Origin of the sequence: Psychrobacter sp. CAL346-MNA-CIBAN-0220 (assembly GCF_040309805.1) — a bacterium.
In the GTDB taxonomy this organism is placed as follows: Bacteria; Pseudomonadota; Gammaproteobacteria; order Pseudomonadales; family Moraxellaceae; genus Psychrobacter.
Genome location: NZ_JBEOPF010000008.1, coordinates 1 through 24,019 on the forward strand (window position 1 = coordinate 1; position 24,019 = coordinate 24,019).

Consider the following 24,019-nt stretch of genomic DNA (forward strand, 5'->3'; position numbering starts at 1 on the left):
CATAAAGCTACGTCTATCGACCCATAAAGCTACGTCTATCGACCCATAAAGCTACGTCTATCGACCCATAAAGCTACAAATATTGATATTTGTAGCTTTATGGGTTACAGTGCGTTTATTGTTTACTATGGAGAGTACGAAATGAGTGATAAGCGGTTAATTGCTAAAGACAATAAATTAATCAGTGCTAGTTACTCTCTTGGCATACCCGAGCAGCGCCTTATTTTCTTAGCAATTATTGAAGCAAGAGAACAAAAACAATTAATTGATGCTAGAGGTGTTCTGAACATTAGAGCAAAGAGCTATCAAGAACAATTTAAGGTAGAAAAGCATACTTCATACGATGCGTTAAAAAGTGCTACAAGTGGCTTATTTGATGCTAATTTTGAGTATGAAGATGTTCATGAAAAAACAGGAAAACTGGCTCGCCATGTCATTAGATGGGTACAAAAAATAAGCTATATCGATGACGCTGGTATGGTTGAGCTGCAATTTACAGATGCAGTTATTCCGCTAATAACAAGACTTAGTGAGCAATACACAGAATATGAATTAAAACAGGTTAGCGAATTGCAAAGCGAATACTCAATCAGGCTTTATGAGTTGATGATGCAATGGAAAGCTGTTGGTAAAACTAACAAGATATCAGTTGATGATCTACGTAGGAAGTTAGGTGTTGAGCCTGAACAATATAAGAAGATGAATAACTTCAAGGCTCGAGTTTTAGATCATGCCATTAATCAAATAAATGAGCATACGGATATTCAAGCTGAGTATGACCAACATAAAGACGGACGCGCAATTGCAGGCTTTACATTCAAGTTTAAAGTGAAGAAAAACCAAGGAAAAATCACTGCTAAAATTGAAGGTGATAACAGCAATATGTCTACTATTGATGGGTTAAACGATAAGCAACTGGGGCGTATTGCTCGTAACCCGAGTTTTATAGCAGACTATAATGATTTAGTTAGTTCGACTAGCCCAGCTGGTCAAGATATGAAAATATGGGAATTTGAGATGATTAATCGTCTTAAAAAAGACGCTTCACAGTTCAAGAAACGTCCAATTAGAGAGTATCTTGAGTATTAATTAGATAGGCTGAAGGTATGGTGATCTATGGAATAGACCCCTAATATGCCAGCTGTTTAGACAGGTTTTGCGGACTAAAGTTGCTCTATATTAATAATGCTTTATAGTTGAGTGTTTGATGTTTTAGGGGATGGGTAATAATGAGTGATTTAAAATCAAAGGCTCTTTCAGTGGGAGCTTGGTTTTTTGGGGTTATGTTCATAATTTTAGCACTAGGATTTATGCTTCAAGGAGGTATTCTAACTGGTGTACTAATGCTAATCGGGGCGGCTTTATTATTACCACCTGTTAAGCGTTTAATCTTAGAAAAGAAACCTAAACTAGGTAAAGGTAAAATAACAATCGCAGGCTCTATTCTAATATTTATATCACTATTATTTATTCCAACAGATGAACAGACAACCGCTAGCGATTCAGTAGATGCAGAAGCAGAAGTAGATACTGTAAAGCCTGAACCCACACAAAAAGCTGAGATTAAGAACTTCCCTGAGTATAAGATTGTAGAAGATACAGTTAAGCGTAATATTAAACGTACTGTAGAAGTGGAGCTATCATCACGGATGGATGAGGAAACCCTTATTGCATTAGCAGAAAAGATTTATGCTATGTCAGATGCAAAGGTTGAGCGCACTTTTATCACGTATAGGCTTGCTAATGAAGGTGATGGGACTGCTTGGGCAACTACTCACTATAATCCTGAGTTTAAGGTAAATATAGTTGGAGCAACCGCATCTGATTATGAAAGAATAAAAAACACGAATATATCCAAAGGTGAAGAAATAGGAAGCTGGATGGTCAGTCGTGGAATGGATTCAAAGGTGACTGCATATAAGAAAGATGGTCAGGTCTATATTCAGGAATTATATGATTTTGGTCCACTCTCAAAAGAAGAGAAAGCCTATGAGTCAACTCAATCAGATAAGGGTTTAAAGCTTCAAGATGAAAGCGGAAAGGATCATAATGAATACTTCATCATTAATAAAAAAGGTGACTTAGAGTTTTGGAGTGATAACGGCAACTACTATACAGCTCCGAAAATGTCCGATGGCAAACCTAAGCAAACACAAGTGAAAAGTGAAGAAGTGATACTAGAAAAGCCAAAGGGTCTGACTCGTCCACAAAAGAATGCTATTAGATCAGCAAAACAATATATTAGTATGACAGGCTTCTCACGAGATGGACTTATCGATCAACTTTCATCGGAATATGGTGATAGTTATGAAGTTGCTGACGCTACTGCTGCTGTAGATAGCTTAAATATTGATTGGAATGAGCAAGCCGTGAGATCTGCAGAACAGTATCTTGATATGACAGGCTTTTCTTGTGACGGGCTTATTGAACAACTTTCATCAAGTGCAGGAAGTAAATATACAGTAGATGAAGCAAGTTATGGTGCACAGCAAGCGGGTGCTTGTTCATAATAGAATTGAGTGAAATCTGAGTATATAGGGTCATTTGTCTATCTGCAAAGTGGCGTTTGACTCCTATACTAGGAGATAAACTGTCGTCTGTACGCCCAGTGTTTACGGTATTTCTGATTATTTATTTTTCTCAATACCAACAATAATACCAACAATTGATTTTATAGTGGCTGCTTTTGCAAAGTTACTGGTATAGTCTCTTTTTGACTGGATTATAGTTCAGGGGTTAATTTTGAAGTCTTTTATTATTAGAATATTACAAGTCATTTGGGTTCTACTTGCTGTGGCTGCTTTTGTTGGTATTATCGGTACTGTTTTTAGATTGTTTGATGGCGATCTCTTGGAAGGGATAGGTAGCATCTTTGGTTATGCCACTGTCCTAATTGTCATTCAATATCTACTACTTGCTAAGTTAGACCCTAGACATTTATTTAATGGTAGTTTGAATAAGAAAAAATAGTGATCGGTGCGCTATACAGGCTTCGAGCTGTATGATTAAAATCTCCCCAGTTAATTTCTACGAGATTAGCGGCAGGGGACAATGCTGACTGCGCTCAAAATGAAAGACAAACAACGTGGTACGTTTGCAGGTAAGCTATCACAAATGAGCAAATTATCTAGTCGTGCTAAGCAAGGTGAGGATTACAAGCAATTCGCTGCAAGAATTGAAACTGAACTATTGGATGAGAAAAAACAGGCGTTTTATCTACCTTATTTGCAAAAATTAAGCTTTCAACAGTCTTAGAAAGCGGTTAATCACCTAGCTTTAGTCTCACCGTATATTAGTAGCGCTCCGCCAAGAGTAACTAAAGCCAATCCAGAAATCTTATAGATGTCTATTGTCTTTACCTCCAAACCAAACCAGCCTGTTTGATTTAGAATCATTGCAAAGTACATCTGCCCCAGAAAAACCCAAAGCAGCGTATTACCAGCACCTATTTTAGGCGCTGCAATAAACATAAATAGAATATAGAAGCTGCCTAAGAATCCTGGCAACCACATCCACCACGTCGCATTTTCAATGAGAGGGGGCTTGATACCACCACTCATAAGATATGACATTACCAAAGAAGCTAATGCACCTCCTAAATATAAATAAAAGGTAGATTGTATTTGCGAGGCTTGTGTAGTTTCTCGGAAAGCATTTACGATAGCCAACTGTAACGGAACAATGGCACCGCCAAGAAGGCTGATGAGCACATAAGGAAGAATTTTCAAATGACTTCAGCCTAATATTATTTATAAAGGACTTTAGTTTAACCCGTGTAATATGAATCTTCATTACACACTGTTATTGATAATAAGCTATCAATCAATAGCTTATGCCTCATAATCACCATAAAAAACTGCCAAACGCTCTGTAATACATTCTTTGGAAGGTCTATTTGTTATTTTTTGATTCTATTAGAGGTATAGAGGGTCGTGTAACTACCGGCATATATCATCTTACCTATTCTATATTTTTCACGTAATATTCCTTACTACTAATAATAGGATTTAAGCTATGAGTGTTCTGAATGTTGTAGGTAGAGACCGCTATTTACGTTTTGGACAGATCTTGTGAATAAAATAATATTAAAGTGGGTAGTTATATTACTTGTAACTCTTGTCCTTGGTTGGATTTTCCTGAAAGCTGTAAGTGTTAAAGAAACCAAAGTGATTACTTCAAAAAATACATACGATATTCTAAACAATCCTCACGTTAGCAAAGTTTCCGATTATATATCTGCTTTGATGAACCATAATCATGAAAAAGAAAAATTATTCTACGAAAAATTAGATAGCTATTCAAAAAATAGTACTTCTTCAATATCCTACCAATCTTTCAAATCAAAAAATGGCATGCTTTCACTACTTCCAACATACACTCGTACTAAAACTGAATCAGATGAAATCGTAGATCAGATGGGTTTAACAGGGAATATTGAGTTAGGTAAATGCATAGTACTCGTAGATGACACTCTTGATAATCAGCGTACAGCACTTATTTTCCCCAAAGATTCAGCCTCACGCGACGATCAAGGTCGCCTTATATTTATGAATAAAACATGGGAAGAAGGTGAAGAACTCTCTGTTGGTGTATTACCTAATGAGTATAAGTCGTCCGATAAGAACTATAAAGAAATAGACGTTAAAGAAATATGTGATAGCCAGAATTTTTTCTTTGTTGTAGCTTAAAGATAGGTATACTTAAATAAGACCAGTAAAAATTAGCTTCTTCTATCCAAAATCATTTGTCATAATTTAATTTACAAGAACAATAGATGGTTCACTAGTGAGGATTTGAATCTTCGGCTGTGTGATATATACGCTATATAGTGTCCTAATAAAATTGGACAGCGCATAGAGGTAAAAGGACATGGACAGTTTAGGACAGTCGTCCAAAAACAGCGCGTATATTTTCTGACGCGGACGAAGAATCACCGCGCCAGAAGTATGAGATTAGTGTCCGGCTGCGTCGATACCATCCAGCTTTGCAATTACTTCATTAGATAGTTCGATTTCAGCGGCGGCCAAGTTTTCGGCCAAGTGATCAACCGAAGAGGTGCCAGGGATCAGTAGGATATTAGGCGAACGTTGCAGCAACCACGCCAGTGCTATTTGCAAGGGAGATGCAGCCAACGATATGGCGACCTCTGATAGGGTATCTGATTGCAACGGGTTGAACCCGCCCAGTGGAAAGAACGGTACATAGGCGATACCGTCTTTCGCCAAATCATCGATCAGTGCATCGTCCTCTCGATGGGCAAGGTTGTATTGGTTCTGCACGCAGACGATGTCGCACATATCGCGGCCCTGTCTAACCTGCGTGGGCGTCACGTTGCTAAGACCGATGTGACGCACAAGTCCCTGTTCTTGCAACTGCATGACAGCGCGCAACGGTTTCTCCAACGAACCTTCCACAGGGCCATGTCCAGCGCCGCCACCCATTAGACGCAAATTTACCACGTCCATAGCATTTAGCCCTAGATTGGTCAAATTATCTTCGACCGCGCGCTTCAGATCGTCCGCTGACATAGCTGGATTCCATGACGCGTCATTACCGCGCTTTGCACCGATCTTGGTTATTAACATCAGGTCATCTGGATAGGGATGTAGTGCCTCGCGGATAAGTTTGTTGGTCACATGCGGGCCATAAAAGTCGCTGGTATCAATGTGGTTTACGCCAGCCTTTAGCGCTGCCTTCAGCACAGCAATTGCCGCTTCGTGATCTTTAGGCGGGCCAAAAACACCTTCGCCCGCAAGCTGCATCGCGCCGTACCCCATACGATTGATGGTCTTGTCACCAAGGATAAAAGTTCCAGCTTTTGAGATATCAGTCATCTATCTTCTCCAATTTTTCGTTTCAGGTTTATCACCATTGGCCATCTGATCCGCTAATTTTCTCTCCCATTCATCTTTAGAGAGAATACCCATATTATTTAATTTCATTTGTTCTAAAACTGCATGGCGAGCACTGAGTTGTTTGATAGCGTTGGTAAGATTAATTTGTTGATATGTCACTTGCTTGAGCTTTTCAGAAATAATATTTATTTGTTTATCAACATCGAAAGAGCCGTCAAAACAGTCATTTAGGTAGCTTTTAACCTCATTAAGGGTAAAACCGTTCGTTTGTGCGCTTTTAATAATTTCAACACGCTCAATACATTCTGGATGAAATTCGGTGTATAAGCGTGAACCTGCTTGGCGTTTTCGAGATCTTAGTAACCCCATCTCATCGTAATGACGAATAGTATCTTTGGTAGTGTTGGCTTGCATTGCCAATGTACCTATTAATAAGAATGATGTATGAGATGTCATGTCGTAACCTCGAAAACGTAGTGTTCATATAGCCTTAAACAAATATATTCAATTTACATGACTGCTCCAGTTGCCTTCATCGCACATTTTTTTGCGATAGGAACAAGTACAGCTGCGACAGGAAAGGCCACTATAAATCCTACACCCCAAGCATACATCCACTTACTTAAAAAGGTAGGAATAAAGCCTATATTCACATACAACATCACAAAAGACATAAAAAAACTCATGCCAAGAGAAATAATAAAGCCCATTAACACACCTGCGTACTTGGGATGGATTGTCACTTTTCGTTCTCCATAATTATGTTGTAGACATTGTGGTCTTAACAAAGTAGCTATATAATATAAGGATGCTTATATTAATACAAGGATCCTTATATGTCTAGTGATAATTATTCAAACCAAACCATGCAAAATTTAGGGTACATATTGAAGCGAGCACAACAATCGCTGAGGACAAGAGTAGATACTCAATTAAGAGCTATGGAAATAACACTGCCTCAATATGTCGTATTGTCTAGTGTCGCTATGTCGCCTGGCATATCTAATGCAGATTTAGCAAAGGCGGCCTTTGTAACCCCTCAAACCATGCAAGGTATTCTCTCGACGTTAGAAAAAAGAAACTTGTTAGCACGTTCACAAGATCCTGAACATGGTCGCAGATTGATGACACAGCTAACAGGCGATGGTCAAGTTGCTGTAAAAGCTGCTGAGATTGAAATAACGAAAATTGAAGGAATAATGGTGAGTTCTATTTCGGCTCATGACCTTGAACAAACAACTCAAACTTTACTGAAATGTATTGAAAATTTAGCAATAGAAAAATGATCTATCTACTGTTAACAAATGGAGTTTATTATTGTGTGTATAGCTTATTACTATATTAGTTCTCAGAAATAAACTTTTCGTAAAAGAGACATAATCATAAGGATTAGCTCTTCATTGGTTTGTTCTATATGTTTATTGTATAAATAAGAATATTACTTTAATTTATGAACAGTTCACATAAAGATTTAATTATTTGAGGTTTTACCATGAATATTTTATATAAAATGAGTGCATCAGTGTTGATGAGCACAATGCTACTAACGGGTTGTTCAGCTCTTAACATGAATAAGACTGTAGATACGACCAAAGTAATCACACCTCAAGTGGCTCCTATTCCACAAGTAAGGTTTCGCTATAGTGATGCTGAAAACTTTGATATCGCTAATGAAGACAAGCTTTCTTGGCGTGTGTTTTATGACAAACCCTCTACAGGCACAGATGCTAAGTGATTTGATGCTGTAAAACGTGGTGATCTAGCAACGATCAAATACATGGTCAATAACGGTCAAGACTTAGAAGCTAAAGATACAGGCAGTCTTAATCAAACCGCTCTCGGCTGGGCTGCATTTATTGGTTATGAAGACATTGTAGATTACTTGGTTGATAGAGGCGCTGATATATATGCTAAAGATGATGGTGACGTTTATAACGTCATGAAATCTGCTGTACTAGGGGGAAATACCGTTATTGTCAAAAAAGCACATAAATTATTAAATGACAAAGCGCCTGTCGATTTAAACGATCAAGCAATAGAAGATGATGGCGAAACATTTATTATGGTTGCCGCTAGTAACAATCGTATTGAGACGGTCAAATACTTACTGGCTCAAGGCGCTAATCCAAACCTTGTTGCGACTACTCAAGATAAGACTATGCAATCGTATAACCAAAGTGCTTATTCCTATGCTTGTACTCGCGGTCATATAGATATGCAAAAATTGCTTGCGTCAAAAGGTGTGGTTAATCACCGTACGGGCAAAGCAAGTTGTCAATAAAGTTTTTACTAATAAGCGCTATTTAATTGCCTTTGATTAAAATCGCTACAGTAGTCTTGATACTTTTTAGTTGGACGCTTTTTAAGATGAGAAGCGTCTTTTTTAGGTATGCCATAATAAGAGTAAGCGTTATGCAATCATTATTTGAATTACCTTTTAGACCTAAAAAAAATCAAAAAAAAGACTGCAAATGCAGTCTTTTTTTATAAGATATATCGTTAATAACTGGTCTAAGTTATAAATAATAGTAAATTAGCTTAAATCGGAATCAGGACTAACAACAAAAGTTACTATCATAATGACGTGATATTTATCAATCTTGCCATCAGTAATACCTACTTTTTGTTCTTTTACCCAAGCTCCTTCGATATTATCGATAGTCTCGGCAACTTGAGCAATCCCCTTTTGAATCGCATCTTCAAAACTAGTCTTAGAGGTACTACTCACTTCAATATTTTTTGCAATAGTCATAATTAATATCTCATCCTTGTTATTTTAAAACATATTATTTTGATTAAGTCTTATTCTAGCAATCCCGCTTGAATAAGATAGCGATACATTATCATAGCAACCTTTGAATATAACAGTAATGCGCATCTGTTGTTTTATGTAGGATTTGGCATAACAGGTATCATGCAATGCTTGTGGGCTTTATCTTAGAAACACGGCCTAGATATTTATTTACGGAAGAAATAAAAAGCACTACAAATAAACTTAAGGCCCTTTTATGTTGCATTGGATCTCATGAATAGATGCTTGTTCTCATATTATCTTCGTTGAAGAAGTTATTATACTCAACACATATCGAGCAGCCACACTTATCACATATATTACCAGACTCATTATTCTTACCATAATAAATTATATCTTTTGCATCATCATCGGTAAGGAGTGTTTTGTTTTCGCACTTGGGACATTCTATTGGATATTTTTTGAAACTCATTGGCCTTACTCTTTGTTATAAAATCCAATAATATTGCTAAGATAAGTTATAGAATTTTAAACTGCATTAAATTGATTTTTGTTATGATGATAGCCAACAACACTAAAACCACGACACACGCTGATACTGCTTTTAGTACAAACTTATCAATTTTAATATATTACCCCTCAAGTTATCTTGTAACTATAAACAATTTTTGAGTTCTAGTGTTTTTTATTTATTGCTTTTCTCTAATATATTTCAAATCAGCTATTTCAATCAGGCCTAATACAATTAATAATTACATTTAAGCTCAAATTAAATTCGAATATGGCTTATTGACTCTCTTTTAATTAGGTTTGAGGAGTATTCACTAATATAAAGCGTAGAAATCCTGAGCAATTAGTCGCAAATACTAGTATTAGCCTATTCCATTAGCTGGTTTAGTTCTCTTGTTAGAACTGGAGTTAATGGTTTAAGTTGTTGAGGTAGCACAAAGTGTACTTGGTAATCTAAATGAAGTTAGCTTCTGGATAGTAATTATTAAAGAAGTGTTTTCTGATGAAAAATCCAATGCTAAATGCAAGCGTCTAACACTGGATCAGTAATGGCTATTAGCTAAATTATTAATTAGCTTTCTAATTGGTCTATCATACCTTGGTACTTGTTTTTCTTATCAGCGATTTTCTTACGTTCAGTTTCTGCGTTAGTTACTAACTCTTTGGAGGCTTCTACTTGCTTATCAAAAGCTTCAAGCTCAGTATCTATTCCCTCTAAGAGCCGACTGAGTATCATAGCAGCAGCTTTCTCAGAGACTTCATGCGTCATATCAGATGCTTCAGACTTGAACTCATCCTTAAGCTTAGAAGCCCATTGATAGATATTACCTATAGCTGAACTGTATTTGTCTTCTTTATCAGATTTGTCTTCTTTATCAGATTTGTCTGTTATATGTTCTTCAGATATAACCTCATCATTCTTTACAACCTCTACAGAGGTCACAGTATTATTCTTAGGATGGTCTAATGACTCGGCATCTATATCGTTGTTATTTACAGATTTATTATCCATGGTTTGTATTCCTTATTATAATCTAATGTAGTAGTTGTCGAATATTTAATATTAAGTCAGTACGATTAAGCTTTTTTTGGATATTATTAAGAGACTTATATGTCAAACGAACAAAGTTTTGATATCTATTTAACGTTGTCGCCCCAAGTGATAATAGGCTTATCTAAACGGTAGGTTGCTGCCGCATTTTTAGCACCGACCATACTAGCAATAAAGGTTAGCAGAGCACTGATCAACCAAAATAGACCAGTATACAGAGCAGTCTTACGTGCTACATTTTCAGCCTGTTGTATTTTTTGCTCAGCAGTTTGTTTGGCTTCTGCAACATACTGTTCAGTTTTCATTTTGTATTCATTAAATGACTGTTGAACTTCTGTACGGACTTCTATTGCTTGTGCTTCAGTTAAACCTTCTTGTTCCAAGCGAGTAATAAGCTCAGGTCCTTTTAACATAGCTTCCATAGCTTCCATACGTTGTTTTGCATACACATCAATGTTGCGCCATGTATTTAAGTCTGTGAAGTCAAGGCTACTAACTTCGCTCTTAGTTTGGGCAAACATATTTTTAAGCACACGACTGGTTGCAGCAATTTGTTGTTGATTTAGGTTTTGCGTATTTTTTGCAACCATTGCTTGTATATCTTCTTCGCTAATATCTCCTGATACACGCTGATAGACTTCCTGTGCTTTTTGCTGCACACCTTCACTTTGTGACGCTGCACCAGCAGCAGTTGCGCCAATGGTAGCTGTCGTAGCCGCTGTTTTAGCAACCGTACTAACCGTAGACCCTACAGCGTTGCCTGCTGTCGCTAAAATACTAGTAGCACTACTCATGGCAAAGAATGTAGTGAGTAATACGATTAAAGCAGCGGTAAGCATACCCGTTAAGCTGGCATCTTTTGGATCAATATCTGTACCATCACCAAACAAAGATTCGGGAGCTGAAAACTTGATTGCGAAGTAACCGGCTACAAAGGCACTCACTATCGAAGTAACCGCAGCATAAATACCAGCGGCAATACTGGTACCTTTTAAATCAAAAGGCAAAAATGAACTTAGAATTAACGCAAGGGCGATCATTGCCATGACTACTATGAGGCCCATGACTAGACCGGCGAATACACCACGCCAAGAGGTACGGCGTTGTATTGAGTAAGTAGGTGACATATTTATTCCTTATCAGATCGTTTTTTCATTTCGTCTTAATTCATATATTATTATTTTATAAAGTACATTATGAATTAAATATCTAAACACACACTAACAATAAGGGATTGAACAGTATGTTGATATTGCTATTGAGTAGATAAATGAGAGGATCGTGTAAAGGAACAGTTAATTGTTGGCAGAATCGTATAAAAGTAAGATGACTTAAATGAATAATTGACGTTAAAATTTAATATATGAGCTTCTTGTATATAAAGTTAGTTTTATCATTATCGCCCTTGCTTGAAGATCTCATTCACTGTTTGCTGCTAAAGCAAAGGCAAGTATACCTTATTACCGCATAGCCAAATTAGAAAATCCTGCGTCCAGTAGGATTTCATCTAAACATCTGCTTCATTTTTGAATATTTCCATAACGACAGAGAGAATGTCATCCCAAACCTCATCATTTGTCAGAAACGGATAATCCTTGAGTAGCTTATTACTCTTAGCGCCTCTATTTTGCACCATACTGCGAATAATTCTATCTGCATAGCTATTTGGCATCTCAAAAATCTCTTTTATCGCCTTGCGCGCAGTATCATGTTGTCTAAGATACTGTGACTCTTTATGCATATCTTTTTCAATGACGTGTGCAATCAATCCAGATAAATACTGAACGTGAGGCGACAAGTCCATAAACCGCCATGCAGGCTGAATGAGATAATTGTTTTCAAAGTTTAAATTTGAGCGAATACCATCTGGATAGGTAACCGCCTGTTTATCAAAGTCATAATGATCGTGGATTCGTTTCATTAGCGGTACGGAGACACTGTCTAGAATTTTGTCATAAGCATAGCGATCTGAGGGATGCTCAGCAATGGCTTGAGAGATGGGTAGGATAATAGGCTCATGAATCACCTTGTCTCGTCTTAATACATCATTAATCAAGAAGCGATGCACTCTGCCGTTACCATCTGCTAAAGGGTGAATATACACAAAAGCAAATGATGCGACGGCACTACGTATCAGTGCAGATTGTCCTTGAGTTTTTTCCATAAAGGCCTGAAGCCCTTGCAGTTTACAAGCAATATCATCCGAAGGAGGTGCGATGTAATGAACAATCTCTTTAAAACCATTCACCTGAGTATGAGACACAAAGACAGGGGATTGGCGGAGGCCATACTGCTGAATGACCGTTTTGCTACCCAGTATCTCTTGTTGTAATTCTGCTAGCTGTGCAGGATCAAGCGGAATATTGCCCTCGCCCGTACGCCTGGCCATAACATCAGCGAAACGTTCAATACGCTTCAGCTCTTTCCCTTCACCTTCTATTGCAAAACTGGCTTTACTCTCTCGTAGTGTCATCCATACTGATGCCCGCATGAGTAAGTCTTGGCCAAATTCATCGTTAAGCTTCTCGACCATAGTAGCAATATCAAACTCTGCTGCTTGCATAAAAGCCTCAGTTTTAACCAGCATTGGACAAAAATTTCGTGTCCCTGCCAGGTTATCATTGATACGCCATTGAGCGTTTTTGATGACATGCTCAGCGCTTGATGTGACCAGTTTTTTGGCATCAATGGCGTCCACATAGTTACCCCCTAAATTGCTCGGCACTTCTAAATAATTATTTGTGAGCCATTCATATAAGAATGCCGTTCTACGGGCATAGCGCCCAGTCGGCTCATTATTTACCCATGCTTGTACGTCATTGGGCCCTATTTGCTCGAATAACCGGACTAACAGCTCTAAACTTAACACTTCATGGCGCAAGTGAAACTGTAAGTGAGCGATTATATTATCCAGTGGACGAGCCGATTCCTGATAAATATTATGCGTAAAGTTACCATCTTTATAAGTTTGCCGACGGCCACCAATACTACTACTAATATATAAAGGAAAAACCAGTTCGATGCTGGCATAACTGATTAGCCATGCAGCGCCAATAGGGTCTGATGTATCGATACTTATCATTAGTTGCTCAAACGATTATTAATGAGCCATTGTGCGTAAAAACGATTACCATTGCAATATAATAGTTATTATCAGCATATTTTGCATTATATTGATTTTAATAAGATATTATGATTGAGCTTAAATGATCAATATGCATTACGTTGAGGGGGTATGATGGACTTAATTTGAACGGATCATACTATGCTTTGACTCGTTGAATTCAGTTCCCTAGTGAGGACTTGAATCTTAGGCTATACCCCAGCGGAACCAGTAAAACAGACCTCTAAAACAATAAATAGACCACCTAAAATAGACTGCTATAATGGAACCATTTATAACAGATTATTTTAGGTGTTTATGTTTATTAGAGCGTATCTTAGAGCGTCAACCAAAGAACAAGATGCCAAACGTGCCAAAAATGAGCTCATACAGTTTGCTACTGATCATGGGCATAAAATTGCAGCGTTCTATATAGAGAATGAATCAGGGGCAACGCTAGTACGTCCAAAGCTGATGCAGCTGATCAATGATGCTTATGAAGGCGATGTGATTTTGGTTGAGCAGATAGACCGCTTAGCACGTTTGAATCAAGCTGATTGGGATATCCTAAAAAGGATGCTGTCAGAAAAAAAGCTATCTGTCGTATCAAAAGAGCTGCCAACATCCTATATGGCGCTTCAACCCGAGGGTAATACAGCGTTTATGAGTAGCGTATTACAGGCCATCAACTCAATGATGCTGGATATGTTAGCTGCCATTGCTAGAAAGGATTACGAAGACCGTCGCAACCGTCAAAGGCAAGGTATCACTCGTGCTCAAGCAGAAGGTAGGTATGCAGGGCGCAAAAAGGATACCGAGAAGCGCAAGATTATCGCCAGTCTGCTGAAATCACATCATAGCTACTCCGACATTCAAAAGACGGTTAAGTGCTCACGGCAGCTGATTGCAACGGTGTCGCAGGAGTTGAAAGACGTTGGCTAAAGTGAGTGCATTACCTCTGCCATACGACGCTTGATTCATGAGTGATTGCCGTGATTCGACTCACTACCATGAAATGGCCTTATCTGACATGTATTGAACACTCGCATCTATTAAGTTCAAAATAGTGCGTTTTTATACTAATTTCTTGTTATCGAAGTCGAGTTACATTGTCTTATGTGTTTTTTCTCTGCATAATATAAGGAGATTATAGCTCTACTCTCTGCATTCACTGAGAAAAATATGAAACATGTTACCTATATTCATGAAAATAGAGACTGGACACAGTGGCAATGGTCAGATAAAAAACTGCTGCCACTCGTCAGTCGTGTGCGTCTGTTGCAAGGCCGTCTGCTCGGTAAATTGCTAACCTTAGGGTTTGATCTAAATATTGAAGCACAACTAGATGCCGTGACTTTAGAAATCGTTAAAACATCCGAGATCGAAGGTGAGGCATTAAATAATGAGCAAGTACGTTCCTCTGTCGCACGGCACTTAGGTATATATAATGGGGTTATGCCAACGGCGACTCGTGAAATTGATGTGGTGGTAGAAATGATGCTCAACGCCACTTACCATTATCAACACCCTTTATTGTTGGATGATTTATTGGGGTGGCATAGGGCATTATTCCCAGACGGGTATAGTGGGCTTTACCGTATCAATGCGGGCAGTATCCGTGATGACAGCCAAGGACCTATGCAAGTGGTCTCTGGTGGTTATGGTCGTGAACAGGTTCACTTCGTTGCACCCCATGCCGATACGCTATCAGATGAGTTAGACAAGTTTTTATCTTGGTTTAATACCTCACCAAAACAGCAGGACAATATAGATTTGGTCATCAAAGCAGGTATTGCTCATTTATGGTTTGTGACGATCCACCCCTTTGATGATGGTAATGGACGATTGACTCGTGCTATTACCGAAAGAGTACTGGCACAAAGCGATGACAGCGCCCAGCGTTTTTATAGTATGTCAGCGCAGATTCTCAAACAGCGTAACGATTATTATAAAGTACTGGAGCGCACCCAAAAAGGAGATACTGATATCACGGAGTGGCTGGTCTGGTTTTTACAAACGCTAGAACAATCACTGATTGCCGCTCAAACGACCACAGATACCATCGTCAATAAAGCCAGTTTTTGGCAGACCCATAGACAGCATGCTTTAAATACTAGACAGGTCAACATGCTCAATGTTTTACTCACTGACTTTTATGGCAAGCTGACTACTAAAAAATGGGCAACAATGACTAAATGTTCTATCGATACCGCACTACGAGATATCAATGATTTAATAGAAAAAGGGATGATGAGAAAGTCTGAGTCTTCGGGGCGTAGTACCAGTTATGAGATAAAGTACACATAATACATTGTCCAGTCACTCAGTCTTCGGAATACTTGAGGCGATTCACTGGTACGTGTCCATGAATACCTCTTGAGATATGCATAATATTTCGATTTTTTTATACATGTTTTTCTAATATATATAGATTTTCCAAATGTTTAGACTTATTCGGTATCCTCAGCATAGCTCAACGACGCCCTTAGTGGTTTTTGAGCCTAATGACTTACAGAAAATTAGGATTTACCTTATAGATAAGTTAGTGCCATAGTTGTTCACTGAACGTTCTGGACAGTTGTACTGAACACTTGCTAAAAACGTACTTGAACACTAGGTGAACCATGCACATATCAGTGACAAAAGCGTCAAAAGAATGGGGTGTATCAAGAACTACGATATATCAGAAGGTCAATGATGGTGGGCTTTCGAGAACTTCGGACAAGAAAATCGACACGTCTGAGATGTTACGCGTGTTTGGCGAACCTGTTTCTAAAAAACGTACCGAACGTTCAGTGAACACTGTCCAAAGGTCACCTCTGAACAGTCAAAGTGTTCAGTACAGTACAGACATTGAACACCAGCTTGAGATTAAAAAACTCAAGAACGAGCACCTCATGCAGCAAGTGAGCGATCAAAAGCAATTGATAGAGAATTATCAGCAACAGATAGGACAGTTGAACAAAACGCTGGAAAAAGCCAACGCCAGTATTCAGGATTTCGCGCAAGTCAGACTGCTAGAATTTAAAAAATCTGAGCAGGGCTATGAGCCGCCACTTGAACAAGAGAAAGAAAAAACAGACGACTCAACCGTAGCAACGGTTGAGAAGAAAAAAAAGTGGTGGACGTTTTAGACGTTGTGATTTTATCGACTAATGATCTAACAAATACTCTTCTAGCGCATCGTTAATCATATCTTGGTAGTTTCCACCGGTCTTTTTAGCCTTATCCTGGAATCTAGCAATGATACTAGGACTCACTAGGTTTGTACTGACCGTAGCATCACTTGGCAGCACACTGCCGCGAATCGCGCCCGACCAATCAGTGACTTCAGGCATATCAGACAAATCAATATCCTCATCTGAAAGCATCGCCAATCGTTGCAAGTTTGCTTCTTGCTCAGCGCTCAAAGACGGCAAACCTGTAAAATCCCGATGGCTACAGCGTGTCAAATACCTAGATGATGAAGCAGCCATAGAGGTTTGTTTTACTTACGACGTTGTAACCGAAATATCTCGAGTCAATGATATTGAGCAGTACTTTACACAAAATTTATTGCAGCAAACTTCACAACTAAAAAGCGCTTATTCAGTACGCCTTTACGAGTTGTTAGTGCAATGGAAAGTAGCTAAAAAAATTCCAGTATTTGAGCTTAAGCTATTTAGAAAACGGCTAGATTTAGGTATCAATGAGTATAAAACTATGGGGAACTTTAAACTTCGAGTTCTTGATAGTGCAGTTAAGGAAATTAATGAAAAAACAGATTTAAAAATAAGCTATGAACAACAAAAGAAAGGCAGAACAATCTCGGGTTTTAAATTCAAAGTATTAGTGAAAGATCAACCAAAAACGGCTAATGATAGAGACTTAAACACAGCAGATATGTTCACCGTTGAAGGACTAAACGATAACCAGCTGGTCAAAACTCACAGGTATGGGAGTTTGAGATGATTAACCGCCTCAAGCGTGACCCATCACAATTTAATAAACGCCCAATACCTGATTACTTGGACTGCTGAGGTCGAGAGTTATATGATTTGGGAGACTAGCTGCACTCCGGTGCAACGAAGTTAATCGTACGATGGCTGAAGATGTCGATTTCAAAATATTAGGCGTCCTGCTCAACACCGCAATGACGTTTTTATAGGAGTGCTGTATCATACTATTAGACGTAACAAACCACGAGATACATCAGACTATGAAAATTATCCGAGCTAAAGAATTTACGGCCAGTAAGCCATGGGGTGCACTTGATATATCCAATATGGCAGGAATTACCACGCGCCTTCATTGGACAGACAAGCCATACAAATGGCACATTAACGATGGGGAAGAAGTCTTTGCTGTCCTAGATGGGCGCGTTGAGATGCGCTACCGCCAAAATGGGAAAGAGCACTCTGAGGTGCTGGAAACTGGTGATGTCTTCTATGCTTCTATCGGTACAGAGCATGTGGCCCATCCAATCGGTCAGGCACGCATTCTCGTTGTAGAGTCCGAGGGCAGTGTTTAACATTCGTGCAACAACTGGAGATAAACTATCGGTCGACCGAGACTTTCCTAAAAACTGTGTAACTGCTTATAATCCACTAACTGAAGAATAAGCAATGACTAACCAAACTGACATTTCGATCCTGGCCGAGCAAATGGCTGGTCGCATGAACAGCTTTGAGGACATCAAAGACTTCCAAAAGCAGCTCATGCAATCGTTTATCGACACCGCACTTGAAGCCGAGATGGAAGACCTTCTAGGCTACCCCAAGCATGAGAAAGCAGATAAACCAAACAAGCGCAACGGGCACACTAAAAAGACCGTGCGCAGTGATAGTGGGGAGGTTGAGATATCCACCCCAAGAGACCGTGACAGCAGCTTTGAGCCTGTATTGGTTAGCAAGCACCAAACCGGCATAACTGGCCTTGATGATAAAATTATATTCTTTTATGCCAAAGGTCAAACGACCACTGAGATCGTTGATACCATTAAAGAGCTCTATGATGTCGACATATCAAGCAGCTTAGTCTCAAGAGTCACTGACAACATCTTAGACGATATCACTGCTTGGCAGAACAGGCCCCTCAGCAGCATCTATCCTATTGTTTATTTAGACTGCATTGTCGTTAAGATACGCCAAGATAAGCAGATCATCAATAAGGCCATTTACTTAGCCCTAGGCGTCAACCTTAAGGGTAAAAAAGAGCTGCTTGGCATGTGGCTATCAGAGAATGAGGGCACTAAGTTCTGGCTTGGCGTACTCACTGAGCTACAAAACCAAGGGTACAGGATATTCTAATTGCCTGTGTAGATGGTCTAAAGGGCTTCCCTGATGCCATCAACACCGTCTACCCCAAAGCTCAGGTTCAGCTGTGTATCGTACATATGGTGCGCTATTCGATGACGTTTGTATCTTGGACGGACAAAAAGAAAGTAGCGGCTGATCTAAAGGCTATTTATGGCGCTGATACGCTTGAAATAGCACAAGCCAACCTTGAGTATTTCGATGAGACTTGGGGCGATAAGCACCCGCATGTCGTTAAGTCTTGGCATAGTAACTGGGAAGGATTGGCGGTGTTCTTTAACTACCCTAAAGACATCAGAAAAGCCATTTATACCACCAATGCCATAGAGTCGCTAAACAGTGTCATTCGTACTGCGGTGAATAAGCGTAAGGTGTTCCCCTCTGATCAAGCGGCGTTTAAAGTGGTGTACTTAGCGACCCAGCAGGCCTCTAAAAAGTGGTCGATGCCAATTCGTAACTGGACGTCTGCTTTAAATCGCTTTATGATTATGTTTGATGACCGTGTCAGCAAGCATTTAATCTAAATGGCAGTTACACAGAATTCGGGATACCCTCGCAAAAGATGTTCGTAAAGAATACTAACCTATCAAGCAGTATAAAAAGCCCTGCATATCGCAGGGCTTTTTATTAGCTAGAGATTTGTCTCTGCTTGATTATCTACTGCAGTCCATCTGCATTTGGATTTTCAGTAGTATCGTTCTCTGACTTATCAGTTGTCGCGCTATCCGTAGACTCTGGCATGTCCGAATCTTCAGTGGTCGCCCTAAGTTCTGCTTCGGCAGCCAAGTTATCATCACTTGCCCCCATCGGTGCCGTTCCTTCAGATGCCATGTTGTCGGCTTCAGCTCCATTTTCATCGCCTCGATCTACTACCATGGCTTTGCTTGATTCTGCATTAGTGTCCTCTTTCTCACTACTACAGGCACTAACACCAGCAAAGGTGACCACGAGTGCTGTAAATACTGCGGTTCGTAATGATCCATTCAATGTTATTTTTTTCATCTCAATATCCTTAACGAAACTGACGTAAAATTAGCATATTGAATTAACGGTACGATTGTACTTCTTCTTCATTAGTACCATCAGTGCTTTCATATTCAGTTTGAGATGCATCATCAGTGCTTTCATATTCAGTTTGAGATGCATCATCAGTGCTTTCGTATTCAGTTTGAGATGCATCATCAGTGCTTTCGTATTCAGTTTGAGATGCATCATCAGTGCTTTCGTATTCAGTTTGAGATGTAGTATCAGCAGTCGCAGTTTGCATATCTACTGGTGCAGCTGCCATTGCTAAACTTGGAATAGTAAGCGCAGCGCTAATGAGTAGTGATAAAGATAAAGTACGATTTTGCATTAATTAATTCCTTGATTTACAGATTTAATGTATCAGTTCAAAGCGTTCTTAAACTTAAACAGTATTAAACGTTATTTCGTGCAGCTCGAATCTATTTAATAAAGAACATTATCCTAAATAAAATCACGATAACCATTTAAGTGATTATCGTGATCGATTCGAACCAAGAGTCTTATAAACTAATCTAAATCAGTCATAATTTCCGAACACAAGACTACCAACTAATAACTGTATGTTTCAGTAGTACATAAATTACCAGCCTAACGGTTTAATATTTTCATGTGACATTGTGCAATTGCTATGGCCGTTTTGTTGTATAGGAATATCAGAGACATTAGACCTCTTGCAAAAGTACCATTTCATTGACTTCCATTGATGGAGCTACGAGGGCTAGCGATGACTTATGCAAGAGGTCTATTATGGTAAGGGTAGTCTGTTAAGAGCTTAATTAGGAAGATATCCTAAAAAGACTGTCCTCTATAGGCTCCTTCCACTCACATAGAGCGACCTAAATATTCAATTTGCCTAATGGGGAGGTTAGTGCGATAGTTGTTCACTGAACGTTATGAACAGTTGTACTGAACACTTACTAAAAACGTACTTGAACACTAGGTGAACCATGCACATATCGGTGACAAAAGCGGCAAAAGAATGGGGTGTATCAAGAACTACGATATATCAGAAGGTCAATGATGGTGGGCTTTCTAGAACTTCGGACAAGAAAATCGACACGTCTGAGATGTTACGCGTGTTTGGCGAACCTGTTTCTAAAAAACGTACCGAACGTTCAGTGAACACTGTCCAAAGGTCACCTCTGAACAGTCAAAATGTTCAGTACAGTACAGACATTGAACACCAGCTTGAGATTAAAAAACTCAAGAACGAGCACCTCATGCAGCAAGTGAGCGATCAAAAGAAGTTGATAGAAAATTATCAGCAGCAGATAGCACAGCTCAACAAAACACTGGATAAAGCCAACGCCAGTATTCAAGATTTCGCGCAAGTCAGACTACTAGAATTTAAAAAGTCTGAGCAGGGCTATGAGCCGCCACTTGAACAAGAGAAAGAAAAAACAGACGACTCAACCGTAGCAACGGTTGAGAAGAAAAAAAAGTGGTGGACGTTTTAGACGTTGTGATTTTATCGACTAATGATCTAACAAATACTCTTCTAGCGCATCGTTAATCATATCTTGGTAGTTTCCACCGGTCTTCTTCGCCTTATCCTGGAATCTAGCAATGATACTAGGACTCACGATACTGGCACCGACCATAGAATCACTTGGCAGCACACTGCCGCGAATCGCGCCCGACCAATCAGTGACTTCAGGCATATCAGATAAATCAATATCATGATCTGAAAGCACCGCCAATCGTTGCAAGTTTGCTTCTTGCTCAGCGCTTAAAGACGGTAACTCATTTGCTTTATAGCTAACCCTGTTCATAAAACCTCCTTTCAACCTTAGTGGCAGGTCGTGCTGATATGATACGAATAACCTCACCACCCTCACTATCTCTTTGAGTATGAGCGACCAGCAGTACCGCCACCCCATTCACCGCACCAAGCGCTTGCCACCCTTCTTCACCATTTTCATATCGGTCTTGTTGACGCAAACAGAGAGGATCAAGAAATACACGAGCCGCTTCTTCAAAGGATAAGCCATGTTTACGTTGATTACTGCTATTTTTCTGTTCATCCCATTCAAATTCAATCATTGATCACCGTCTTCAAGCATATTGGTGCTAGGCATTGTCTGATAATCAAAAGACAGCGGTATGCTATTGGTTTCTGCTACCTGATGCAAAAACAGCTTAATCGCTTGCGAAGGCGTTAAACCATAGCCCTCAAGCACCGAAAATGCCTTGTCTTTTAACTCTTGATCCAGACGAATATTATAATTGGTTGTGCTCATAGCATTACTTATCGCTTATTAATGTACCTCAAATATAAGCGATAAGTACTGTAAATTCAATATTTTTAGGGCTTAGGTCTTTTACGAGTAGTGATAGTAACGCGCTACTCATCCAATTCACGCAGGAAATCATCAATTTTCTGTTCTAGCTGTTTTTGTATGACGTAGAGTTCGCTCACGCTATATTCTCTTAGCATACTTTCCTCATCTTTTAGCTCAAACATCTTTTTAAGTATGCTATCGCTATGAGCTTCGTTTTCTAAACCAAAGGTATTAAGACGCCCCATTTGACGGTAGTATTCTCGTTGCGCCTCCTCAAACATCATAAAATGGTTACTTGCTACTGATACACCTCGAATACTCATAGATTGCTCCTTTAGATTTAGGAAATATCACTTATTGGATCTTCGTTTAGTTCGGTATTAATAATTTACCTATCAAAAACAGATCTATTTCTTTTGTTTGCTTGCTTCGCTTCAAACCTTTTCATAGAAGTATCTAATTCTTCAGGCGTGGGCTGTACAGATGGCTCATCACTACCATCTGTATTACTTTCCTGCACTAGGTCATTAGAATATAAGTCAACAAAAATTTGTTTTCTAACCTCAGGCTCAACCTCAACATTACTGCTAGAATTATCTGTAGCGACAGATAAATCCTTTGATTCTTTTCTATAGCGGTAAAGATAATTGGTCAGTGTGCCAGTCGTTAGAATGAGGTCATGGCGCTCAGCTAATATCTCAACCACGCCTTCATAGGTGTATGAAACAGCCAGCTCTTCAATCACCTCATAAAGATCACGAAATTTGGAAAACTTTGTTCTCTTAGCCATAAATTGCTCTCTATCTGGTTTTTAGCGGTCACTAATATGAGTACAAGGTGCTAATTATATTTGCTCATAATTTGCTAGTGGAATGCTCGTGGTTTGCTTAGTTTTTGCTTGTAGTTTGCTCATAATACAGCGTTCTTATTATATTTGCTCATAATTTGCTAGCGAAATGCTCGTGGTTTGCTTAGTTTTTGCTTGTGTAACGCTCTTATAAGCCTTTTTAGCTAAAAAGGCTTACGACAGGTAGAAAATAACCGATTTTTCTACCTGCTTTTTGGTCATTAAATTATTCAATTTAATGACTACACCTTACGCACCCTCTCGGGATGAAAAAAAGCGTCTTAAATCAGTAACTTACCTGATTTAAGACGCTTTTTTCTGTACACAAAATGTTTACAAAATCGATTTAAGTATATGATTTTTATCATATATTGCTGTCTACAATCTGTAAACAAGGATAATTATGAGCACCCCTATCGTATCATTTAGATTAAAGCCAGAAATCTACCTAAAACTAGAAGCGATAGCAGCAGAAGCAGGGCAAACGCCTGGTGGCTACTTGAAGAAAAAACTGGAATCAGATACCAATAAATTTCTTGAAGATCTTCAGTTTATGAAAGGAGATATTAGTGAGATTCTGCACTTATTGCAGTCGGACGACGAAGGATCAAAAATGGTAGAGAACACCTCAAATCAGAATGATATGGTCAAGGCTTTGATGCCGATAGTGCTAGAATCGTTATTGATATTAAGAGAGGTGGCAGCACCTAACAAAGTTGGCAATGCTCAAAGGTTAGTCGATAAAGCAGGAATTAAAGCCTACAATAGTTTGGATTAATTATCGAATTATATATTGTCCTTGAGGGCATATTGGTGAAAGCTGCTAGAAATACTAGCTGTCTTCTACAAGTTTTAATTGATACAGATAAACAAGTAACTGTATAAGTCTCTATTAGCCGTTTAAAGGGGTCTAGAAGTTATTTACCTAGCATAATACCAAATGATACTTAGAACCTTGTAGGAAGCTAAATAGGATGTTTTTATCTCTATATAATTACAGGTTTGATCTTCATTTTCAAATAAGTTGAACTCACTTATATTGAATTGAGTGTTATCTTTACTAGTCTTTTCTTTTATTATTTTAATTATTAATAACCCAAAAGGTTTTTAATGTTTTTAAATACTTTTAAAAGCTTTTAGGTTCTCGCAATCCCTTGGTACAAAAGGCTTTCATCGTTGATAAAGCTACGTCTATCGACCCATAAAGCTACGTCTATCGACCCATAAAGCTACGTCTATCGACCCATAAAGCTACGTCTATCGACCCATAAAGCTACGTCTATCGACCCATAAAGCTAC

The 24,019-nt window shown here is 38.9% G+C and carries 31 protein-coding genes and 3 pseudogenes; 18 read left to right on the forward strand and 16 right to left on the reverse strand.

Annotated features, from left to right (window positions below; translation table 11 throughout):
• Positions 1-141 precede the first annotated feature (141 nt).
• From repM to AAEY88_RS12105, 4 genes are all read left to right on the forward strand, one after another.
• Entirely contained in the window at positions 142-1,089 is a 948-nt protein-coding gene (gene repM / locus AAEY88_RS12090) for a replication initiation protein RepM (protein WP_350562755.1), read from the forward strand.
• A 140-nt stretch (positions 1,090-1,229) separates the two neighbouring features.
• Entirely contained in the window at positions 1,230-2,510 is a 1,281-nt protein-coding gene (locus tag AAEY88_RS12095; RefSeq protein WP_350562757.1) for an Ltp family lipoprotein, read from the forward strand.
• Positions 2,511-2,742: 232 nt separating this feature from the next.
• Complete coding sequence (locus AAEY88_RS12100; RefSeq protein ID WP_350562759.1) at positions 2,743-2,970, forward strand: hypothetical protein; 228 nt, start codon at positions 2,743-2,745, stop codon at positions 2,968-2,970.
• Positions 2,971-3,069: 99 nt separating this feature from the next.
• Entirely contained in the window at positions 3,070-3,255 is a 186-nt protein-coding gene (locus AAEY88_RS12105; protein WP_350562761.1) for a hypothetical protein, read from the forward strand.
• A gap of 11 nt (positions 3,256-3,266) precedes the next feature.
• On the opposite strand, the gene AAEY88_RS12110 is transcribed toward AAEY88_RS12105, so the two are convergent.
• Positions 3,267-3,728: a DMT family transporter gene (locus tag AAEY88_RS12110; RefSeq protein ID WP_350562763.1), complete on the reverse strand. Its 462-nt coding sequence runs from the start codon at positions 3,726-3,728 to the stop codon at positions 3,267-3,269.
• A 342-nt stretch (positions 3,729-4,070) separates the two neighbouring features.
• On the opposite strand from AAEY88_RS12110, the gene AAEY88_RS12115 reads away from it, so the two are divergent.
• Complete coding sequence (locus AAEY88_RS12115) at positions 4,071-4,688, forward strand: hypothetical protein (protein ID WP_350562765.1); 618 nt, start codon at positions 4,071-4,073, stop codon at positions 4,686-4,688.
• Positions 4,689-4,952: 264 nt separating this feature from the next.
• On the opposite strand, the gene AAEY88_RS12120 is transcribed toward AAEY88_RS12115, so the two are convergent.
• Genes AAEY88_RS12120 through AAEY88_RS12130 form a run of 3 tightly spaced genes read right to left on the reverse strand, consistent with a single transcriptional unit; the run spans position 4,953 to position 6,598 of the window.
• A complete protein-coding gene (locus AAEY88_RS12120; protein ID WP_350562767.1) occupies positions 4,953-5,834 on the reverse strand; it encodes an aldo/keto reductase family oxidoreductase in 882 nt (293 codons plus the stop codon).
• Positions 5,835-6,311 carry a MerR family transcriptional regulator gene (locus AAEY88_RS12125; RefSeq protein ID WP_350562769.1) on the reverse strand — a complete coding sequence of 159 codons (477 nt, stop codon included), beginning with the start codon at positions 6,309-6,311 and terminating at the stop codon, positions 5,835-5,837.
• 53 nt (positions 6,312-6,364) lie between these two features.
• A complete protein-coding gene (locus AAEY88_RS12130; protein WP_350562771.1) occupies positions 6,365-6,598 on the reverse strand; it encodes a DUF2798 domain-containing protein in 234 nt (77 codons plus the stop codon).
• A 93-nt stretch (positions 6,599-6,691) separates the two neighbouring features.
• Here AAEY88_RS12130 and AAEY88_RS12135 point away from each other — a divergent pair, with 93 nt between their 5' ends.
• The 4 genes and pseudogenes from AAEY88_RS12135 to AAEY88_RS12150 all read left to right on the forward strand — a co-directional run bounded on the left by AAEY88_RS12135 (position 6,692) and on the right by AAEY88_RS12150 (position 8,136).
• Entirely contained in the window at positions 6,692-7,141 is a 450-nt protein-coding gene (locus tag AAEY88_RS12135; RefSeq protein WP_350562773.1) for a MarR family transcriptional regulator, read from the forward strand.
• 281 nt (positions 7,142-7,422) lie between these two features.
• On the forward strand, positions 7,423-7,590 hold the full coding sequence (locus AAEY88_RS12140) for a hypothetical protein (protein WP_350562775.1): 168 nt from the start codon (positions 7,423-7,425) through the stop codon (positions 7,588-7,590).
• Positions 7,591-7,605: 15 nt separating this feature from the next.
• Positions 7,606-7,764, forward strand: a pseudogene (locus AAEY88_RS12145) (ankyrin repeat domain-containing protein); the annotation flags it as partial.
• Positions 7,738-8,136, forward strand: a complete 399-nt coding sequence (locus AAEY88_RS12150; RefSeq protein WP_350562810.1) for an ankyrin repeat domain-containing protein — start codon at positions 7,738-7,740, stop codon at positions 8,134-8,136. The pseudogene AAEY88_RS12145 and the gene AAEY88_RS12150, both read left to right, overlap by 27 nt.
• Positions 8,137-8,388: 252 nt before the next feature.
• Here AAEY88_RS12150 and AAEY88_RS12155 read toward each other — a convergent pair whose 3' ends face one another.
• From AAEY88_RS12155 to AAEY88_RS12170, 4 genes are all read right to left on the reverse strand, one after another.
• Complete coding sequence (locus AAEY88_RS12155) at positions 8,389-8,607, reverse strand: dodecin family protein (protein WP_350562777.1); 219 nt, start codon at positions 8,605-8,607, stop codon at positions 8,389-8,391.
• Positions 8,608-9,688: 1,081 nt separating this feature from the next.
• Positions 9,689-10,129 (reverse strand): hypothetical protein, encoded by a 441-nt coding sequence (locus AAEY88_RS12160; protein ID WP_350562779.1) that lies wholly within the window; start codon positions 10,127-10,129, stop codon positions 9,689-9,691.
• Between the two features lie 125 nt (positions 10,130-10,254).
• Entirely contained in the window at positions 10,255-11,295 is a 1,041-nt protein-coding gene (locus AAEY88_RS12165; RefSeq protein ID WP_350562781.1) for a hypothetical protein, read from the reverse strand.
• 380 nt (positions 11,296-11,675) lie between these two features.
• Positions 11,676-13,250: a Fic family protein gene (locus AAEY88_RS12170; RefSeq protein WP_350562783.1), complete on the reverse strand. Its 1,575-nt coding sequence runs from the start codon at positions 13,248-13,250 to the stop codon at positions 11,676-11,678.
• A 339-nt stretch (positions 13,251-13,589) separates the two neighbouring features.
• Between AAEY88_RS12170 and AAEY88_RS12175 the strand changes: the two genes are divergently transcribed.
• The 3 genes from AAEY88_RS12175 to AAEY88_RS12185 all read left to right on the forward strand — a co-directional run bounded on the left by AAEY88_RS12175 (position 13,590) and on the right by AAEY88_RS12185 (position 16,405).
• Positions 13,590-14,213 (forward strand): recombinase family protein, encoded by a 624-nt coding sequence (locus AAEY88_RS12175; RefSeq protein WP_350562785.1) that lies wholly within the window; start codon positions 13,590-13,592, stop codon positions 14,211-14,213.
• Between the two features lie 240 nt (positions 14,214-14,453).
• A complete protein-coding gene (locus AAEY88_RS12180) occupies positions 14,454-15,578 on the forward strand; it encodes a Fic family protein (RefSeq protein WP_350562787.1) in 1,125 nt (374 codons plus the stop codon).
• Positions 15,579-15,895: 317 nt separating this feature from the next.
• A complete protein-coding gene (locus tag AAEY88_RS12185; RefSeq protein WP_350562789.1) occupies positions 15,896-16,405 on the forward strand; it encodes a plasmid replication DNA-binding protein in 510 nt (169 codons plus the stop codon).
• An 18-nt stretch (positions 16,406-16,423) separates the two neighbouring features.
• Here AAEY88_RS12185 and AAEY88_RS12190 read toward each other — a convergent pair whose 3' ends face one another.
• Complete coding sequence (locus AAEY88_RS12190; protein WP_350562791.1) at positions 16,424-16,747, reverse strand: hypothetical protein; 324 nt, start codon at positions 16,745-16,747, stop codon at positions 16,424-16,426.
• On the opposite strand from AAEY88_RS12190, the pseudogene AAEY88_RS12195 reads away from it, so the two are divergent.
• The 4 genes and pseudogenes from AAEY88_RS12195 to AAEY88_RS12210 form a co-directional block, all read left to right on the forward strand.
• Positions 16,746-16,823, forward strand: a pseudogene (locus AAEY88_RS12195) (hypothetical protein); the annotation flags it as partial. The gene AAEY88_RS12190 and the pseudogene AAEY88_RS12195 overlap by 2 nt on opposite strands.
• Before the next feature lie 60 nt (positions 16,824-16,883).
• The gene (locus AAEY88_RS12200) at positions 16,884-17,222 is read left to right on the forward strand and encodes a hypothetical protein (RefSeq protein WP_350562812.1); all 339 of its coding nucleotides are present in this window, start codon (positions 16,884-16,886) and stop codon (positions 17,220-17,222) included.
• Between the two features lie 247 nt (positions 17,223-17,469).
• Positions 17,470-17,781 (forward strand): cupin domain-containing protein, encoded by a 312-nt coding sequence (locus tag AAEY88_RS12205; RefSeq protein ID WP_350562793.1) that lies wholly within the window; start codon positions 17,470-17,472, stop codon positions 17,779-17,781.
• 94 nt (positions 17,782-17,875) lie between these two features.
• A pseudogene (locus AAEY88_RS12210) lies at positions 17,876-19,089 on the forward strand (IS256 family transposase).
• A 133-nt stretch (positions 19,090-19,222) separates the two neighbouring features.
• On the opposite strand, the gene AAEY88_RS12215 reads toward AAEY88_RS12210, so the two are convergent.
• Both AAEY88_RS12215 and AAEY88_RS12220 read right to left on the reverse strand, forming a co-directional pair.
• Positions 19,223-19,567 (reverse strand): hypothetical protein, encoded by a 345-nt coding sequence (locus AAEY88_RS12215; RefSeq protein ID WP_350562795.1) that lies wholly within the window; start codon positions 19,565-19,567, stop codon positions 19,223-19,225.
• Positions 19,568-19,610: 43 nt separating this feature from the next.
• Complete coding sequence (locus tag AAEY88_RS12220; RefSeq protein ID WP_350562797.1) at positions 19,611-19,919, reverse strand: hypothetical protein; 309 nt, start codon at positions 19,917-19,919, stop codon at positions 19,611-19,613.
• Between the two features lie 619 nt (positions 19,920-20,538).
• Here AAEY88_RS12220 and AAEY88_RS12225 point away from each other — a divergent pair.
• Entirely contained in the window at positions 20,539-21,048 is a 510-nt protein-coding gene (locus AAEY88_RS12225; RefSeq protein ID WP_350562799.1) for a plasmid replication DNA-binding protein, read from the forward strand.
• A gap of 18 nt (positions 21,049-21,066) precedes the next feature.
• On the opposite strand, the gene AAEY88_RS12230 is transcribed toward AAEY88_RS12225, so the two are convergent.
• The 5 genes from AAEY88_RS12230 to AAEY88_RS12250 all read right to left on the reverse strand — a co-directional run bounded on the left by AAEY88_RS12230 (position 21,067) and on the right by AAEY88_RS12250 (position 22,663).
• Positions 21,067-21,363: a hypothetical protein gene (locus tag AAEY88_RS12230; protein ID WP_350562801.1), complete on the reverse strand. Its 297-nt coding sequence runs from the start codon at positions 21,361-21,363 to the stop codon at positions 21,067-21,069.
• Positions 21,350-21,634 carry a BrnT family toxin gene (locus AAEY88_RS12235; protein WP_407074461.1) on the reverse strand — a complete coding sequence of 95 codons (285 nt, stop codon included), beginning with the start codon at positions 21,632-21,634 and terminating at the stop codon, positions 21,350-21,352. The genes AAEY88_RS12230 and AAEY88_RS12235 overlap by 14 nt, the downstream gene beginning before the upstream one ends.
• A complete protein-coding gene (locus AAEY88_RS12240) occupies positions 21,631-21,831 on the reverse strand; it encodes a type II toxin-antitoxin system RelB/DinJ family antitoxin (protein ID WP_068330392.1) in 201 nt (66 codons plus the stop codon). The genes AAEY88_RS12235 and AAEY88_RS12240 overlap by 4 nt, the downstream gene beginning before the upstream one ends.
• A 104-nt stretch (positions 21,832-21,935) precedes the next feature.
• Entirely contained in the window at positions 21,936-22,196 is a 261-nt protein-coding gene (locus tag AAEY88_RS12245; protein ID WP_350562804.1) for a hypothetical protein, read from the reverse strand.
• A 65-nt stretch (positions 22,197-22,261) separates the two neighbouring features.
• The gene (locus tag AAEY88_RS12250) at positions 22,262-22,663 is read right to left on the reverse strand and encodes a hypothetical protein (protein ID WP_350562806.1); all 402 of its coding nucleotides are present in this window, start codon (positions 22,661-22,663) and stop codon (positions 22,262-22,264) included.
• A 460-nt stretch (positions 22,664-23,123) separates the two neighbouring features.
• Here AAEY88_RS12250 and AAEY88_RS12255 point away from each other — a divergent pair, with 460 nt between their 5' ends.
• Positions 23,124-23,498, forward strand: coding sequence for a hypothetical protein (locus tag AAEY88_RS12255; RefSeq protein WP_350562808.1), 375 nt, complete (start codon positions 23,124-23,126; stop codon positions 23,496-23,498).
• The last annotated feature ends 521 nt before the right edge of the window (positions 23,499-24,019 follow it).

Bases quoted from the DNA above. Each gene is read 5' to 3' on its own strand.
- AAEY88_RS12105 (WP_350562761.1), top strand. From the start codon at position 3,070: ATGAAAGACAAACAACGTGGTACGTTTGCAGGTAAGCTATCACAAATG.
- AAEY88_RS12205 (WP_350562793.1), top strand. From the start codon at position 17,470: ATGAAAATTATCCGAGCTAAAGAATTTACGGCCAGTAAGCCATGGGGT.
- AAEY88_RS12120 (WP_350562767.1), bottom strand. From the start codon at position 5,834: ATGACTGATATCTCAAAAGCTGGAACTTTTATCCTTGGTGACAAGACC.
- AAEY88_RS12125 (WP_350562769.1), bottom strand. From the start codon at position 6,311: ATGACATCTCATACATCATTCTTATTAATAGGTACATTGGCAATGCAA.
- AAEY88_RS12245 (WP_350562804.1), bottom strand. From the start codon at position 22,196: ATGAGTATTCGAGGTGTATCAGTAGCAAGTAACCATTTTATGATGTTT.
- AAEY88_RS12215 (WP_350562795.1), bottom strand. From the start codon at position 19,567: ATGAAAAAAATAACATTGAATGGATCATTACGAACCGCAGTATTTACA.
- AAEY88_RS12140 (WP_350562775.1), top strand. From the start codon at position 7,423: ATGAATAAGACTGTAGATACGACCAAAGTAATCACACCTCAAGTGGCT.
- AAEY88_RS12175 (WP_350562785.1), top strand. From the start codon at position 13,590: ATGTTTATTAGAGCGTATCTTAGAGCGTCAACCAAAGAACAAGATGCC.
- AAEY88_RS12180 (WP_350562787.1), top strand. From the start codon at position 14,454: ATGAAACATGTTACCTATATTCATGAAAATAGAGACTGGACACAGTGG.
- repM (WP_350562755.1), top strand. From the start codon at position 142: ATGAGTGATAAGCGGTTAATTGCTAAAGACAATAAATTAATCAGTGCT.
- AAEY88_RS12240 (WP_068330392.1), bottom strand. From the start codon at position 21,831: ATGAGCACAACCAATTATAATATTCGTCTGGATCAAGAGTTAAAAGAC.
- AAEY88_RS12095 (WP_350562757.1), top strand. From the start codon at position 1,230: ATGAGTGATTTAAAATCAAAGGCTCTTTCAGTGGGAGCTTGGTTTTTT.
- AAEY88_RS12235 (WP_407074461.1), bottom strand. From the start codon at position 21,634: ATGATTGAATTTGAATGGGATGAACAGAAAAATAGCAGTAATCAACGT.
- AAEY88_RS12185 (WP_350562789.1), top strand. From the start codon at position 15,896: ATGCACATATCAGTGACAAAAGCGTCAAAAGAATGGGGTGTATCAAGA.
- AAEY88_RS12230 (WP_350562801.1), bottom strand. From the start codon at position 21,363: ATGAACAGGGTTAGCTATAAAGCAAATGAGTTACCGTCTTTAAGCGCT.
- AAEY88_RS12250 (WP_350562806.1), bottom strand. From the start codon at position 22,663: ATGGCTAAGAGAACAAAGTTTTCCAAATTTCGTGATCTTTATGAGGTG.
- AAEY88_RS12255 (WP_350562808.1), top strand. From the start codon at position 23,124: ATGAGCACCCCTATCGTATCATTTAGATTAAAGCCAGAAATCTACCTA.
- AAEY88_RS12225 (WP_350562799.1), top strand. From the start codon at position 20,539: ATGCACATATCGGTGACAAAAGCGGCAAAAGAATGGGGTGTATCAAGA.
- AAEY88_RS12165 (WP_350562781.1), bottom strand. From the start codon at position 11,295: ATGTCACCTACTTACTCAATACAACGCCGTACCTCTTGGCGTGGTGTA.
- AAEY88_RS12170 (WP_350562783.1), bottom strand. From the start codon at position 13,250: ATGATAAGTATCGATACATCAGACCCTATTGGCGCTGCATGGCTAATC.
- AAEY88_RS12155 (WP_350562777.1), bottom strand. From the start codon at position 8,607: ATGACTATTGCAAAAAATATTGAAGTGAGTAGTACCTCTAAGACTAGT.
- AAEY88_RS12160 (WP_350562779.1), bottom strand. From the start codon at position 10,129: ATGGATAATAAATCTGTAAATAACAACGATATAGATGCCGAGTCATTA.
- AAEY88_RS12190 (WP_350562791.1), bottom strand. From the start codon at position 16,747: ATGGCTGCTTCATCATCTAGGTATTTGACACGCTGTAGCCATCGGGAT.
- AAEY88_RS12220 (WP_350562797.1), bottom strand. From the start codon at position 19,919: ATGCAAAATCGTACTTTATCTTTATCACTACTCATTAGCGCTGCGCTT.
- AAEY88_RS12135 (WP_350562773.1), top strand. From the start codon at position 6,692: ATGTCTAGTGATAATTATTCAAACCAAACCATGCAAAATTTAGGGTAC.